General features: G+C 66.1%; 14 protein-coding genes, 4 tRNA genes and 1 pseudogene. 11 read left to right on the forward strand and 8 right to left on the reverse strand.

The features are described from left to right. Window positions 1-246 precede the first annotated feature (246 nt). The 3 genes from ACBJ59_RS54865 (at window position 247) to ACBJ59_RS54875 (ending at window position 3,301) form a co-directional block, all read left to right on the forward strand. Window positions 247-588 carry a tyrosine-type recombinase/integrase gene (locus ACBJ59_RS54865; RefSeq protein ID WP_375117946.1) on the forward strand — a complete coding sequence of 114 codons (342 nt, stop codon included), beginning with the start codon at window positions 247-249 and terminating at the stop codon, window positions 586-588. Between the two features lie 975 nt (window positions 589-1,563). Continuing rightward, window positions 1,564-1,998 carry a VOC family protein gene (locus tag ACBJ59_RS54870; protein WP_375117947.1) on the forward strand — a complete coding sequence of 145 codons (435 nt, stop codon included), beginning with the start codon at window positions 1,564-1,566 and terminating at the stop codon, window positions 1,996-1,998. A 511-nt stretch (window positions 1,999-2,509) separates the two neighbouring features. After that, the gene (locus tag ACBJ59_RS54875; RefSeq protein ID WP_375117948.1) at window positions 2,510-3,301 is read left to right on the forward strand and encodes a tyrosine-type recombinase/integrase; all 792 of its coding nucleotides are present in this window, start codon (window positions 2,510-2,512) and stop codon (window positions 3,299-3,301) included. 237 nt (window positions 3,302-3,538) lie between these two features. Here ACBJ59_RS54875 and ACBJ59_RS54880 read toward each other — a convergent pair. After that, a tRNA-Lys gene (locus ACBJ59_RS54880) sits at window positions 3,539-3,614 on the reverse strand. A gap of 49 nt (window positions 3,615-3,663) precedes the next feature. After that, the gene (locus ACBJ59_RS54885) at window positions 3,664-4,818 is read right to left on the reverse strand and encodes an acyl-CoA dehydrogenase family protein (protein WP_375117949.1); all 1,155 of its coding nucleotides are present in this window, start codon (window positions 4,816-4,818) and stop codon (window positions 3,664-3,666) included. Between the two features lie 91 nt (window positions 4,819-4,909). Here ACBJ59_RS54885 and ACBJ59_RS54890 point away from each other — a divergent pair, with 91 nt between their 5' ends. Continuing rightward, entirely contained in the window at window positions 4,910-5,197 is a 288-nt protein-coding gene (locus ACBJ59_RS54890) for a PspC domain-containing protein (RefSeq protein WP_364124575.1), read from the forward strand. Here ACBJ59_RS54890 and ACBJ59_RS54895 read toward each other — a convergent pair whose 3' ends face one another. Both ACBJ59_RS54895 and ACBJ59_RS54900 read right to left on the reverse strand, forming a co-directional pair. After that, window positions 5,198-6,481 carry an MFS transporter gene (locus ACBJ59_RS54895; RefSeq protein ID WP_375117950.1) on the reverse strand — a complete coding sequence of 428 codons (1,284 nt, stop codon included), beginning with the start codon at window positions 6,479-6,481 and terminating at the stop codon, window positions 5,198-5,200. Between the two features lie 110 nt (window positions 6,482-6,591). Next, on the reverse strand, window positions 6,592-6,942 hold the full coding sequence (locus ACBJ59_RS54900) for a metallopeptidase family protein (RefSeq protein ID WP_375117951.1): 351 nt from the start codon (window positions 6,940-6,942) through the stop codon (window positions 6,592-6,594). A gap of 93 nt (window positions 6,943-7,035) precedes the next feature. Here ACBJ59_RS54900 and ACBJ59_RS54905 point away from each other — a divergent pair, with 93 nt between their 5' ends. From ACBJ59_RS54905 to ACBJ59_RS54925, 5 genes are all read left to right on the forward strand, one after another. Continuing rightward, a complete protein-coding gene (locus tag ACBJ59_RS54905) occupies window positions 7,036-8,538 on the forward strand; it encodes a metallophosphoesterase (protein ID WP_375117952.1) in 1,503 nt (500 codons plus the stop codon). Beyond that, window positions 8,539-8,611 (forward strand) — tRNA-Glu (locus tag ACBJ59_RS54910). Between the two features lie 99 nt (window positions 8,612-8,710). Then, window positions 8,711-8,785: transfer RNA gene (locus tag ACBJ59_RS54915), tRNA-Asp, on the forward strand. A gap of 5 nt (window positions 8,786-8,790) precedes the next feature. Continuing rightward, a tRNA-Phe gene (locus ACBJ59_RS54920) sits at window positions 8,791-8,867 on the forward strand. 121 nt (window positions 8,868-8,988) lie between these two features. Continuing rightward, window positions 8,989-9,507, forward strand: a complete 519-nt coding sequence (locus tag ACBJ59_RS54925; RefSeq protein ID WP_375117953.1) for a hypothetical protein — start codon at window positions 8,989-8,991, stop codon at window positions 9,505-9,507. A 46-nt stretch (window positions 9,508-9,553) separates the two neighbouring features. Here the strand turns inward: ACBJ59_RS54925 and ACBJ59_RS54930 are convergent, their stop codons facing one another. The 4 genes and pseudogenes from ACBJ59_RS54930 to ACBJ59_RS54945 all read right to left on the reverse strand — a co-directional run bounded on the left by ACBJ59_RS54930 (window position 9,554) and on the right by ACBJ59_RS54945 (window position 12,188). Then, on the reverse strand, window positions 9,554-10,240 hold the full coding sequence (locus ACBJ59_RS54930; RefSeq protein ID WP_375117954.1) for a site-specific integrase: 687 nt from the start codon (window positions 10,238-10,240) through the stop codon (window positions 9,554-9,556). Between the two features lie 212 nt (window positions 10,241-10,452). After that, window positions 10,453-10,824: pseudogene (locus ACBJ59_RS54935) on the reverse strand (site-specific integrase); the annotation flags it as partial. After that, window positions 10,824-11,000, reverse strand: a complete 177-nt coding sequence (locus ACBJ59_RS54940; RefSeq protein ID WP_375117955.1) for a helix-turn-helix domain-containing protein — start codon at window positions 10,998-11,000, stop codon at window positions 10,824-10,826. The gene ACBJ59_RS54940 and the pseudogene ACBJ59_RS54935, both read right to left, overlap by 1 nt. Window positions 11,001-11,108: 108 nt before the next feature. Beyond that, complete coding sequence (locus ACBJ59_RS54945) at window positions 11,109-12,188, reverse strand: replication initiator (protein ID WP_375117956.1); 1,080 nt, start codon at window positions 12,186-12,188, stop codon at window positions 11,109-11,111. 504 nt (window positions 12,189-12,692) lie between these two features. Here ACBJ59_RS54945 and ACBJ59_RS54950 point away from each other — a divergent pair. Both ACBJ59_RS54950 and ACBJ59_RS54955 read left to right on the forward strand, forming a co-directional pair. Continuing rightward, complete coding sequence (locus ACBJ59_RS54950) at window positions 12,693-12,953, forward strand: type II toxin-antitoxin system Phd/YefM family antitoxin (RefSeq protein WP_375117957.1); 261 nt, start codon at window positions 12,693-12,695, stop codon at window positions 12,951-12,953. Further along, window positions 12,938-13,345 (forward strand): PIN domain-containing protein, encoded by a 408-nt coding sequence (locus tag ACBJ59_RS54955; RefSeq protein ID WP_375117958.1) that lies wholly within the window; start codon window positions 12,938-12,940, stop codon window positions 13,343-13,345. Before ACBJ59_RS54950 ends, ACBJ59_RS54955 begins: the two co-directional genes overlap by 16 nt. Window positions 13,346-13,473: the final 128 nt, after the last annotated feature.

Here is a 13,473-nt window from a genome sequence, read left to right on the forward strand (position 1 = left end):
ATCTGCTATCCGTGGGCCATCGCCAATCCGATATCTCAGTGACGGTAAGAAACCTCAGGCCGCTTCCACACCACCTCTTCCAAAACCGTCAGCCAAGATCCCTGCTTCCGGATTCGAGGGGAACAAGACTGCGAAAGCGTGCCTGTCCTCGGATACCTAGCCGTCTGCTGGGCCGGGCCTTGGCCCGGATAGCTTCCTGAGTTCGAATAATTCACCCAGCCTTGGACCATCGGCCGGGCTCGCGTCATGAACGGCCGCTGGACCGTCTTGTCTGTCTACCTGACGGCCCGGTTCCACGCTCTCGTCGTGGCCAGCGGCCTGCCACCGATCCGGTTGCACGATCTACGGCACGGTGCGGCCAGCCTGTCCCCGGCCGCGTACACCGACCTGAAGATGGTGCAGGGCATGCTGGGCCATTCCAGCATCGTGCTCACGGCCGGCACCTACACCTCGGTCCTGCCCACGGTGTGCCGCGAGGCGGCGGCGGATGCGAGCGCGAAACTGGTGCTGGCGGCCGCACGCAAGACCTCCCGCCGGCTGCGATGGCGATGGCCTGCGACCGACGAGGGCAACTTGCTCTCCGCATAGCCCCTCGACACCTCCGATAAGGCACCCTGGAAACCCTCGCTCTGCCGCCATACCGAAAGGGCCTGCTGCGCTATTGCGCGTAGATCCACCCGCGTATCCGTGTTTCACGTTCGGAGACTTGTTCACGCCGCGCGGGCGATGTCTTACTGGCAATATCCTTATAGCTCGGGTCGACTCAAGCGCCGGTTCCCAATCGCTGACAAGCATGCCGTTGGAGGGCGAGAAATTTCGCCTGCGAGACGCCTTTCTCGCAGCGGTTTCTACGCCTGCCCGCCGGCCGTGCGTGTGCGGTACGCGTGCGGCACTGAGCCGACCCGGGATGATGCCGTTGGCAGGCTCCCTTTGGAGGAAGCGGGCGAATCCGAAGGCCGGGCCGTACCGAACGCCGTGATCAGGCGCACGGAGGCGCGCTGACCGTCCCCGTAAGCGGGACGACTCCGGTTGCCGACCCGGCTCATCTGTAACTCAGGGGCGGGCTCACGATCGCTGGCGCGTCCCCCGCCGCCAAGCGTTGTGCCTGTGGAAGGTCCATCTTCGGGCCGCTGCGGCTATGACCTTGGGTTTCGCGCCGTAGTCCTGGTCGACTGCTGGTCATAATCCGCACATGTTCCGGATCTTGCTTACCTGGACGACCGCCTTCAGCGCGCACCCGACCCTGATGGAACCGCCCATACGTCCTCGTCCTTGACGGGCACCCCCTGGGCGCGGAGATGTTCGGGACCCGGCGCGGGGGCATCCCATCAATCCTCGTCGTCGGAGTCGTCGGCGTCAGGATCGCGCAAGGCGAGGGATGATTCCCTGCTCACCATGGCCATTCGATCTTGGTCTTGCCAGATAACGAAGGTTATCTCGCAACCCTTCGACGGGCGAGGCGTTCAGACTGGCGCTGTGGATCTTTTCAGGACTTCGCCAATCCGGCCGGGGTGCACGGTGGGCGATTACGGTATGCATAGTGATCTATGGAAGGATTTTCCCATGGTATCCGTTAAGCAGATTCAAGTCGCCTTCGATTGCGCTTCGCCTGAGCGTGTCGGTCGCTTCTGGTGCGAGGTGTTGGGGTACGTCGCGCCGGCACCGCCTGAGGGGTTCGCCAGTTGGGACGACTTCAATCGCACGCTGCCGCCCGAGCAGCGGGACTCATGGTTCGCATGCAGCGACCCCTCGGGTGTCGGTCCGCGGCTGTACTTCCAGCGCGTCCCCGAAAGCAAGGTCGTCAAGAATCGGCTGCACCTTGACGTGCGGGTCGGCACCGGACTCGTCGGTGCAGAGCGCCTGGCAGCCCTCGAGGCCGAATGCGCACGATTGATCCCTCTCGGCGCGAAACGCGTGCGGCTCCTGCCCGCCGATGAAGAAAACGAGTCGTGCCTCGTGATGCAGGACATCGAGGGCAACGAGTTCTGCCTGAGCTGACGAACGTCTACCTCGTTGAACGCGACACAGACCTGACTCGCTGATCGGCTCCCACGGGGAAGGCTGTCCGTCAGCTCTCCCTTCGCACCGCGCCGCTGTTGATCTCGGGAAGATCCGGGATCTCGCCGAGTTCGCGCAGTCCCTCGGAAGGCCCGGACGAAGCGATGGCATAGCGGCCCAGGAAATTCACGTGGGCGTGGCCCAGCGGGCTGAGCCGGGCGACTGCACGCGGTGATCAGCCACGTTCCTCGGTGAGCCAGGCCGAGGAACGAACCCTGGATCGTCGATCGCCCCCAACCATGTGCGGCGTCCAGCCATGCAGTGGCGATCGTAGGGCTGCATCTGTGCGGCGGTGTGGCAACCCCGGTCGGCGCGTTCGGGAAGTGCGGCGGGGCCGGCGTGCGGTGCCCGGCCCGGCGTCCCGCCGCCGTCCGGGACCGGCCCCCAGGCCGCACGCCCGGACGGCGGGCGGGCGGAGGGCTGGAGGTACGGCGGCGCGCCGCGCCGCCGCTTGACCTACCGGCGCAAGCGGGCGGTCTTCCATCACGTCCTGGAATACGCCGTAGAGCTGGAGGAGCTGTCGGCCAACCCGCTGCACAAGGTCAAGTTCCGCAAGGCCAAGGTCAATGGCGAAGTGGACCGTCGTTCGGTGGTCAACCCGCATCAGGCCCGCGAGCTGCTGGTCGCGGTTACCTACGTGGGCAAGAGTCGGGGACCGATGATGGCGGCGATGTTCGCGTGCATGTACTTCGGCGGCCTTCGTCCCGGTGAGGCTGCGGGCCTGCGTAAGAAGGACTGCTACCTGCCCGAGAAGGGATGGGGCCTGCTCACGCTGGAGAAGACCCGGCCGGAGAGCAACAGCCGCTACACCGACTCGGGCGAGAGCCACGACGAACGCGGCTTGAAGCATCGCGACAAGGAGACTCGCCCGATAGCGATCCCGCCTGAACTGGTGGAGATCCTTCGTCGCCATATCGAACACCACGGGGTGTCCAAGGATGGTCGGCTGTTCCGGACCAGCACGGGTAAGCCGTTCCCCGGCTCGACGGTGTCGAAGGTCTGGCGCGAGGCCCGTACCTACGCGCTCACACCCGACCAGGTCGCCTCACCGCTGGCGGCCCGTCCCTACGACCTGCGTCACGCGGCCGTGTCGCTGTGGCTCAATGCCGGTGTTCACGCCCCTGAGGCGGCCGAACGGGCAGGGCACGGCGTGGACGTCCTCCTGCGCGTCTACGCCAAGTGCATCGACGGTCAACGGGAGATCGCGAACCAGCGCATCCTGACTGCCCTCGATGCCGCGTGACAGGGCCTCTGGCCAGAAGGACCCCGGGACATCTCGGGGTCCTTTGTCGTTGTCGCGGAGTCCCCGAAGTACTCATCCGAATGCCTATCCCGACCAGGGGAAACGCGTCAAGATCGATTCCGCGTATATTCCGCGAAGGGTGGCACACGGCTGCTTCCGGTGGCCTGTGACTGCACCCGGCACCCAGCCCACCGCAAGGCGAAACCCCAGCTCAGAAGCGGGATTCGAGGTGGAGAGTGGTAGGGCGCCCGGGGCTCGAACCCGGAACCTACGGATTAAAAGTCCGCAGCTCTGCCAATTGAGCTAACGCCCCTCGCACCAGCAAGGGTACAGAGATTACCGCCCTGTCCGCGACGCCTCCATCACCGGTAAGCCGCCAGGCCCGTCAGCGCCTCCCCCAGCACCAGCGTATGGACTTCCTGGGTGCCTTCGTACGTCAGCACGCTCTCCAGGTTGTTCATGTGCCTGATCACAGGGTACTCCAGCGTGATCCCGTTACCCCCCAAGATGGTGCGAGCCTGGCGGGCGATGTCCAGGGCCGCGCGTACGTTGGCCAGTTTCCCGAAGCTGATCTGCCTCGGATCCAGTTGCCCGGCGTCCTTGAGCTCTCCCAGGTGCAGCGCGGTCAGGCCGGCCTGGGCGGTGCCGACGTACATCCAGGCGAGCTTCTCCTGCGTGAGCTGGAAGGCGCCGATCGGCTTGTCGAACTGGACGCGGGTCTTCGAGTAGTCGACGGCCGCCTCCAGGCAGGCTCGGGCGGCGCCGACGACGCCCCAGATGATGCCGAAGCGGGCTTCCGAGAGGCAGGAGAGCGGGCCGCGCAGGCCGGTGACGCCGGGGAGGACGGCGGAGGCGGGCAGGCGTACGTCGTCGAAGTAGAGGGACGAGGTGATCGAGGCCCTAAGGGACAGCTTCTTGTGGATCTCAGGGGCGGAGAAGCCGGGCGTGGCGGTCGGTACGACGAAGCCGCGGATGCCCTCGTCGGTCTGGGCCCACACCACGGCGACGTCGGCGATGGAGCCGTTGGTGATCCACATCTTGGAGCCGTTGAGGATCCAGTCGGATCCGTCTTTCTTGGCATAAGTCCGCATGTTGGCCGGGTCCGAACCGTGGTCCGGCTCCGTCAGGCCGAAGCAACCGATCGCCTCGCCGGCGGCCATCCGGGGCAGCCACTCGTCCTTCTGCTCGTCGGAGCCGTAACGCCAGATGGGGAACATGGCCAGCGATCCCTGGACCGACACGAAGGAGCGCAGGCCGGAGTCGCCGGCCTCGAGCTCGCGGCAGGCCACCCCGTACGAGATCGCGTCCGTCCCCGCGCAGCCGTACCCCTCCAGGTGCATCCCCAGCAGCCCGAGCGAGCCGAGCGCGGGCGCCAGCTCGCGCGCCGGGAAGACCGCCTCCTCGAACCAGTCCCCGACGTGCGGCAGGATGCGGTCGGTGACGAACGACCGGACCGTGTCGCGGATGAGCCGCTGGTCGGGGTTGAGCCGGTCGTCCAGGCGCAGCAGGTCGTCCATCGCGGGTCCTCTCCTCATATAGGGGACTACCAGGGTTCTACCAGGGGCAATCCTGATGTGCGAACACCGGGGCGGCGGGCAGTCTTGAGGCATGAGCGAATACAACGTCAAGAAGCTGCGTCGGACCCACAAGGGCAGGATCATCGCGGGCGTCTGCTCCGGTGTCGGCGAGTACGTGGGCATCGACGCCAACCTGGTGCGGATCGCGCTGGCGATCGCGACGCTGTTCGGCGGGGTCGGCGTCGGGATCTACGCGATCGGCTGGCTCCTCATGCCCGACGAGGAGCACGACACCTCGATCGTCCAGGACCTGATCAACAAGCAGCAGGCCAACAAGGCGGCGACGGACTGGAGCGGCGAGCAGAAGCCGCAGCAGTGATCAGGCGGCGGCCTGGGCACGCACCCGGGCGGGCTTGTCGCGAGACTCGGTCCAGATCATGGCGAGCACGGCCGCGCTGATCACCCCGGCGATCCCCGCCAGCGCGACCACCGGCTCGGGGCCGAGTCTCTCCGCCGCGAAACCGCCCACCAGGATGCCGATCCCCTGCACGGCCATCAATCCTGACTGCACGAGGCCGAACGCCTGGGCGCGACGTTCGGCCGGTACGCACTGCACGAAGGCGGCATTCGCCGCGAGCTGGTACGCCCCGCCGATCCCCGACAGGACCCACGCCGCGAGTACCACGGCCAGCGGCGGCCGGATCGCGGTCACGATCAGCGGCGCGCAGCTCAGCATGGCCATCCACCCCATGAGCCGCAGCCGCCGTGCCGGCGGCACGAACCTGCTGAACAGGAACGCCCCCACCACCGTCCCGGCCGGCATCGCCGCCATCAGCAGCCCGGTGATCACCGGCACCGGCAGCCCGCCCGTGTACAGCTTGGCCGCGTAGGGCGCGGCGATGCCCTCAGGCAGGATGTAGAAGCCGCAGAGCCACGCGAAGAGCACCAGCGTGCGCAACTTCCGCGACCGGAGGACCAGCCGGGCCCCGCCCCTGGTCATCGCCCACATGGACGGCCTGGTGCCGTCGCGGTGGGCGGCGGGGCGGCGGCGCACGCCGGAGATCAGGATCAGCGCCGATCCGAGGAACGTGGCGGCGTCCAGAGCCAGGGCGCGGTACGGGCCCATGGTGGCGATCAACGCTCCGCCCGCCGCGAAACCGAGCATCTGAACGGCCTGGTTCGTCATGTTCTGGAGAGCCGAGCCCATGACGTACGCGTCGCCTTCGAGCACCTCCGGCAGCAACGCGGCCCTGGCGGCCGAGAACGGCGCGCTGAGCAGCACCACCAGGAACACCAGCGCGCACAGCACCGGGAACGGCATGCCCGGCATCGCCATCGCGCCCACCAGCACGGCCCGGAGGAGGTCGCAGGTCAGCATGACGCCCCTGCGCGCGAACCGGTCCGCCAGCCCGGCCAGCAGCGGTCCGCCGACGATGGAGGGGAGGTAGGTCAGCGCGTACACCGCAGCCGTGGCCAGGGGCGAACGCGTGCGGTCGTAGACGAGCACGGCGAGCGCCACCTGCGCGAGCTGATCACCGAGGAGCGAGAGGCCCTGGCCGTACCAGAGCGCCCGGAACTCCCTGACGGCGATGACTTCGCGATATGTGACTTGTGGTGCTTCTCCGGCACGGCGATGCCGTCCCGGCGGCCGTCGCGCCCGCATGGCCCCCATTGGACTCCGCTGTGCCTGACTCAGGGTGCTCGCTATGTCACCTAAGGTGCCCGACCGACGGGGCGGGCCGCAACCCAAAGCAGCCAACCAAAAGCAAAGGGTTACCAGCCCAATTCGTGAAGCCTGGCGTCGTCGATGCCGAAGTGATGCCCGACTTCATGGACCACCGTGATGCGTACCTCGTCGACCACGTCGTCCTCGGTGTCGCAAATTTGGCATATCGGATTGCGGTAGATCTCGATGCGGTCGGGCAGGACTGCTGAGTACCAGTCGCCGCGTTCCGTGAGGGGGACACCGGTGTACAGGCCGAGCAGGTGGGGCTCCGGCGGATCATCGACGACAGTGACGACGACGTTACTCATGGCGCGCGTGAGCTCCGGAGGAATCGTGTCCAACGCCTCGGCCACGAGTTCCTCGAACTTCTCCCGCGAGACCTCGATCACAGTTGCCATTCTGCCCCCTCAGTCAGGTAAGCAAGAAGCTGTATGAAGTTCGTACACAGGTCAAAGGCAATCCTTCGATCGCGCGGTGCGAGGATCGCGGCTGTGCTCCTCGTGGCCGCGGTGGGCGCCTGGCTGGGCATTTTCTTCAGCGGCACCGTACGTTCCCAGGTGGGGCCGGTGGAGACCGGGATGTCCCTCCGACCGGCCTGGAACGGCGAGACCGTGGTGGACGCCAGCCCGCTCGGCACCCTCACCTTCCGCACCCACGACGCGCCGCTCAGGCTGCGCATCACGCTGGAGAACATCGACCAGGACCGCGCCAAAGCGCTCCTGGAGGACCCGCGCCTGGCCGACCGCCTGCCGGACGTGATCGAGAGCGACCTCCTGGACGGCGTCCGCGCCCTCGTCATCCGCTCGCTGCTCTGTGCCGGGGCCGGGGCCCTGATCGCCGTCCTGATGGTCTTCAGGCGCCCGAGAGTGGCTCTCCTGGGGCTCCTGGCGGCCTCTGTGGCCCTCGCGGGCACCGGAGTCCTGGCCGCTCTCACCTTCCGCCCGAGCTCGCTCGTCGAGCCGCGCTATTCGGGGCTGGTGGCCGCGGCGCCGTCACTTGTCGGCAGCGCGGAGTCGATCGTCACGAAGTTCGAGTCGTACCGGTCTCAGCTCACCAAACTCGTCACGAACGTCTCGAAGCTGTACGACACGGTCTCGACCCTGCCTCTCTACGACGCCGACCCCAAGAGCATCCGGGTGCTGCACATCTCCGACATCCACATCAATCCCATCGCCTGGAACGTCATCCGCTCGCTCAAGGACCAGTTCGCCGTGGACGTGATCGTCGACACGGGCGACATTTCCGACCATGGCACCAAGGCCGAGAACAAGTTCGTCGACGAGATCAGCACCCTCAAGATCCCGTACGTGTTCGTCCGCGGCAACCACGACTCGATGACCACCCAGAAGGCCGTGGAGAAGCAGAAGAACGCCATAGTCCTGGACAACAGGGCCCAGAAGGTGGCCGGCCTGAACATCTACGGCCTCGGCGACCCGCGCTTCACCCCGGACAAATCCGTCACCGTCGACTCCGACCCGGCGGCCCTCGGCCGCTTCGCCCGCTCCCACCTGGCCAAGGTCGGCAAGGCGGACCTGATCGCCGTACACGACCCGGACATCGGGCGCGGCTTCTCGGGCGCGGCTCCCATGATCCTCGCCGGCCACACGCACGAGCGAAAGACGACCATGCTCCCGACGGGCACCCGCATGCTCATCCAGGGCTCGACCGGCGGGGCCGGCCTGCGCGCCCTCGAACACGCCCAGCCCACCCCCGTCCAGGCGTCCGTCCTGTACTTCGACAAGGAGACCAAGCGCCTGCAGGCCTGGGACGACATCACGCTGGGCGGGCTGGGGGAGCAGTCGGTGTACATCCAGCGTCACGTGGAGCCCGACCCACAACGTATGATTTCCCCAGAGCCAACGAGCGCCCCGTCGCCAACGGGAACGATCGGCGGCACACCACCATCGCCGGCCGCCGGTCCGCCACTTTGGCATCAAGGGCAATCGTCCCCTATGCTTCAGAGGTCTCCGACGGAAGGCGACAGGGAATCCTGAGCCCCCATCGTCTAGCGGCCTAGGACACCGCCCTTTCAAGGCGGCGGCACGGGTTCGAATCCCGTTGGGGGCACTGCGAGCGCTTGGCGCACCCGCAAAACGGCTGGTCCAAGACCACCGAAGAGCTGGTAAGCTAAGCGAGCGCAAACAGCACGAAACGCAAGACAAGCAAGGTCCTGTAGAGCAGTTTGGAGTGCTCGCCACCCTGTCAAGGTGGAGGTCGCGGGTTCAAGTCCCGTCAGGACCGCTCTGGGTCAGGTAGCTCAGTTGGTACGAGCGTCCGCCTGAAAAGCGGAAGGTCGGCAGTTCGACCCTGCCCCTGACCACCAGTTTGAACAGCAGAAACGCCCCGAACAGGTCATCGTTCGGGGCTTTTGATGTCCAGTGACAGCAACGGTCTACTTGATCTTGGATCAATCCACCGACAAGGGCCGGTGCTAGCTTCCTCAGATGAATGAGCGCGAGATCTCTTCAGGCGAGCTTCGACGTATCCAGTTCGGGCCGCGGGATGAGGCCCCAGCCTTCATCGTGCGAGTGTCCTTCACGTCAGACGATCCCTGGGGTGTCGTCCATCGGGCTGGTGACGTGCTGGCGCGAGTCCTAGAGCAGGTGCAGTCGTGGCCCTCGGACCGCGCATGGTCGGATCTACTTCCGTCGTGGTTCGTTGAACGGTGTGCGTCCGAACCCGAGCCGGGAGATCGGGCGGACGAATGGCTGCTTCAGTGGCAAGCGATGACGGAAGCGGAGAAGGCCGAGGCGGCAGAAGGGCCTTGGACGCTCTTGGACTGGCTCTACTACTTCGATCCCATCGAAGGTCTCGGGAATGATCGAAGCTGGTGGTGGTGGAACGCTGGCAGCGATGAGCCGCACAAGGGATGGATTGAAGTCGCGACTACTGGTCTGCCTTTTGGCGAGGGGTCGCTCTACTGGTTGATCGAGGCATGTGGGGGAGAAGATCCGGACTACTGAAACGCCCTGGACGGCAAAGTCGTCCAGGGCGTCATAGCCGAAGTATCTATCTCAGGGCCTCTCCCAGTTTGCTGAGAGCGCTGCGTTTGTCGTCGAGAGACGCATGTGCATAGATCGTCATGGTCACCTCGATGTCGCTGTGGCCGACAATTTCGCGGACGACCTGGGGCGGAACGCCGAGGTTGAGCAGGAGCGTCACGCAGGTGTGGCGGAGGTCGTGGAACCTCATCTCTCCGAGGCTGGCGGCTTTGCGGATCGCTCCCCAGCTCCTCCGTAGATTGTCCGGCTCCATCGGGGTCCCGCAGCGCGATGGGAAGACCAGGCCATGTTCTTTCCACTCCTCCCAGCGGTCCGAGCGTTCGGCGAACAGCTTCCTTCGGTGCTCTCGAAGGGCCTCCACACAGATGGGCGGCAGCGGGACGGTCCGCTCCGAGTCGGAGGTCTTGGGACGGACAAATTGGAGGCGGCCCGCGACCCGCTGAAGGCTCTGGACCACTTCCAACTTGCCGGCCTCAAGGTCGACGTCCGTCCAGCGGAGCCCGAGGAGTTCCCCACGGCGCAGGCCGAGGCAGAGCGCCAGGACGTACAGCGCGTAGAGGCGGTGGTCCCGAGCGGCCTTGAGGACGGCGCGGGCCTGCGGGACGGTAAGGCCGCGATTGACCTTGTACTGGGCACCGGGACCTTGACGAGCTTGGCGACGTTGCGAGCGATGATCTCCTCGCGTACGGCGCACTCCAGAGCGTTCCGCAGGACCGCATGTATGGACTGGACCATGCGCGTGGACAGGTGGGACTCGCAGCACTGCCCGCTCTTCAGGGCGCAGCACACCGGCTTCTCGCGGGAAGCGTCCCAACCGTTTCGGCAGCACTGGCATTCGGAGCGGACGCGGTTGATGAAGAGGCGGACGTCCTGGGCGTTGAGCTTGCCGAGGCGCTTCTTGCCCAGACCAGGGATGAGGTGAAGCCGGACGACGCCCTCGTACCCCTGGTAAGTCTTGGGGCGCCGCTCCTGGCTGACGATGTGCTTGAGCCAGTACGTCAGGAAGTCGGCCAGCGTCCAATTCTCGGACGAGACGGGTATGCCCTCGTCAGCCTGGCGGAGAAGCTCGGTCAGCTTCTTCCTCGCGTCCTCCTGGGTACGGGCGGAGCCCTGGACGCGCTTGACGGTGCCCGCCGTGGTCTGAACGAAGGCGGCGTAGCCGTAGCGGCCATCCTTGCGCGGCCAGATGCTGCCCTCGCCGTTTGAGCGCTTACGGATGCGGCGGCCGTTCCGGCGCTTGGGCTCTTCCTCGGGCGTGCCGAGTGTCGTCTTCGTCATCAGGCCACCTCTGCCAGGGTCTTGATGCACTCGTTCAGCGCCTCGACCTCGATGAGGCGACGGCGGCCGACCTTGAAGCTTCGGAGTTGGTTTGAGCGGATCAGGGTGTAGAGGGTCCACCGGCTGACGCGGAGCCGCGCAGCGGCCTCGTCAACGGTGAGCACGAGGTCATTCATGGGTGGCCTCCGAGCGAACTGGACCTGAGAGCGGTGTACCGGTGATGGCGGCGGCGAGAAGCTGGTCGCCGGCGGAGAGCCCTTGTCCGGCGTAGGCCCAGTGGGCGATCACAAGGACGGTGTCCTCGTCGAACAAAGGCAGACGGCCCGTGGTGATCTCCTGGTTGCGCATGTGCTCCTCGCGCGCGGCGCGGAGTTCGCGAGGGTGGTGGAGTAGTGGCGGCTCTTGGTGGAGAAGTGGCCGCGGAAGCCGAGCATGTGAGCCCAGTGGGTGAGCCGTAGGTCGGCAAGGCCGGGATGGCTTCCCAGGCGCATGCAGGCGGCGATGAGACGGCGGGCGTGCTCGCGCACCGGGAGTGCGGCCAGGTTGTCCAGGGGCTGAATGCGGCGGTCCAGGGTGCCGACGCATTCGGCGGCCTTGGTCGCGTACTTGGCGATGTAGGCGGCGACGGCTTGTTCGGTGAGGTCGCCGTCCAGGGTGATGTGGCGGACGTCGAGTTGTGCGCCCCAGCGGAAAGTGCGGCTCAGCGGTTTGACCTCGGCGGTTACGGCTGTGGCGGCATGGCGGACAGCTTGGGTCAGGGCGTCGGTGGTTGCCCAGGTTGGTGGTGGCGAGTTGGGGCCGTCGGGTCCGTCGAGGCGGATGACGGCGTGGAAGTGGACGACGCCGCGACGCTGGTACTCGGCGACCTTGGCGAAGGCGATGCTGACGTGTTCACGTAGAGCCTTGACGGTCAGGCCGTTGAGCCTGGCGAAGCGGCGGCGTAGGGCGAGGGTGAAGCGGCGCCATAGCTCGGGGCTGATGGCGTTGAACAGGACTGAGCCGTCGTAGTCGTAACAGTCGGGGCACAGCGGTTCGCCGAGGCGTGGGTCGTCGGTGCTGTGCCGGTCGGTGCAGGACATGACCCGTCCGTGTGGGCAGGTCGGGGCGTCGCGACGAGCGTGGCAGGGCAGGACCTTGCCGTTCTTTTCCCGCCGCGCATGGACGGCTTCCGGTGCTCGGGCCTGGCGGCCCTGCGCTCCGGGTCGGCTTGCCACCGGGTACGCGGGTTGCTGTGGTCTGCTATACAGCGGCAGGTAAGCAACGTCCCCGCTTGCAGCCTGACGCTCCCGTACGGCGTCACACGATAAACGGTGGCCCCAGTCTTCGTCCAAGATCCTTCGCTTCCCGCGTATTGAAGTATTCATCTGCGGCCGTGACGATCGCTCACTTCGGTACTCACCGCCCCGGGGTTTGGGCGATCGTCGGCCTCGCTGGCGGTTAAGCACGGCTGAGGTGACAGCAGTGCTGACAGCAACGTCCGCACACGCCGACGCATCCGCGCCACCGTCCACACGCGCCTGACCACGGTCTCGATCAGCCGAGCAGGGTGATTGCTCCGCCTGAAAAGCGGAAGGTCGGCAGTTCGACCCTGCCCCTGACCACCAGCCTTGAACAGCCAAGATCCCCCGAAGCGAAGATCGCTCCGGGGCGTTTTTGTGTCCGCTGACGGCAACAAACGAAGCGGACGGTCATCTGCAGTCGGGGTGTGAGCACCGGATGAACGGCTGGCAGATCGCTACGGCTGTCGCGCCTATGCATCGCCATGTGACGGCTTGATCCCTTCTTGGCTGAAGTCAGTGACTTCACGAGAGAAAGGGCACGCTTCGACTCACTGAACAGGAGCCGACATCATCAGATAATCTGATTCTATGAAGGTGATGACTGCCACTGAAGCGTCTCGGAGCTTCGCCACGGTCCTAGACGAGGCGGAGCACGGGGAGACCATTGTGGTGACTCGTGGTGGGAAGCGAATCGCCGTGATCGGCCCTGCGCCCACTGCACCAGGGCGTATGGTCAAGGCGTTTCTCGCCAGAAGGGCGGGGACGCTGGACGCGGATTTCGAGGCTGATGTCGCGGCGGCCCGCGAGGCAATCGACGACGAGATGAGGGGCACGTGGCCCGACGCCTGATCCTGGACACGGGTGTGCTCATCGCGGCCGAGCGGGGCAAGGCGTCCGTGGACGCGGTGATCGAAGACCCCGATGATGTGGCGATCGCGGCGATCACTGTGGCGGAGCTGCTCGTCGGTGTGGAAATGGCCGATGCGGCTCGCCGGCCCAATCGGCAGGCCTTCGTGGATGAAGTCCTGGCGTTGATTCCAGTCGAGGAATACACGACAGACGTCGCCAGAGTCCATGCTCGTCTTATGGCGCATGTTCGACGAGAAGGTAAGTCTCGTGGCGCGTACGATCTCCTGATTGCGGCGACGGCCGCGGCCACCGCGAGAACAGTGATCACGATGGACGCCTCGGCCGCATTCGATGATCTTCCAGGCGTCCGTGCTCAGGTGGTCCCCCGCTGAATGTCGACGGCAACGCTGACGGCAACGTCAGCCACCGGTCCTACACGGAAGGCACCACAGGCGGCCCCCAACCTCTTGGTCGCGGCCTGCCAACAGGCTGATTGCTACACCTGAAAAGCGGAAGGTCG

The sequence above is a fragment of the Nonomuraea sp. MTCD27 genome (assembly GCF_041950495.1).
In the GTDB taxonomy this organism is placed as follows: domain Bacteria; phylum Actinomycetota; class Actinomycetes; order Streptosporangiales; family Streptosporangiaceae; genus Nonomuraea.

Coding starts and splice junctions, on each gene's coding strand:
- ACBJ59_RS54925 (WP_375117953.1), top strand. CDS start 8,989: ATGAATGAGCGCGAGATCTCTTCAGGCGAGCTTCGACGTATCCAGTTC.
- ACBJ59_RS54885 (WP_375117949.1), bottom strand. CDS start 4,818: ATGGACGACCTGCTGCGCCTGGACGACCGGCTCAACCCCGACCAGCGG.
- ACBJ59_RS54890 (WP_364124575.1), top strand. CDS start 4,910: ATGAGCGAATACAACGTCAAGAAGCTGCGTCGGACCCACAAGGGCAGG.
- ACBJ59_RS54940 (WP_375117955.1), bottom strand. CDS start 11,000: ATGAATGACCTCGTGCTCACCGTTGACGAGGCCGCTGCGCGGCTCCGC.
- ACBJ59_RS54950 (WP_375117957.1), top strand. CDS start 12,693: ATGAAGGTGATGACTGCCACTGAAGCGTCTCGGAGCTTCGCCACGGTC.
- ACBJ59_RS54870 (WP_375117947.1), top strand. CDS start 1,564: ATGGTATCCGTTAAGCAGATTCAAGTCGCCTTCGATTGCGCTTCGCCT.
- ACBJ59_RS54900 (WP_375117951.1), bottom strand. CDS start 6,942: ATGGCAACTGTGATCGAGGTCTCGCGGGAGAAGTTCGAGGAACTCGTG.
- ACBJ59_RS54945 (WP_375117956.1), bottom strand. CDS start 12,188: ATGAATACTTCAATACGCGGGAAGCGAAGGATCTTGGACGAAGACTGG.
- ACBJ59_RS54895 (WP_375117950.1), bottom strand. CDS start 6,481: ATGCGGGCGCGACGGCCGCCGGGACGGCATCGCCGTGCCGGAGAAGCA.
- ACBJ59_RS54865 (WP_375117946.1), top strand. CDS start 247: ATGAACGGCCGCTGGACCGTCTTGTCTGTCTACCTGACGGCCCGGTTC.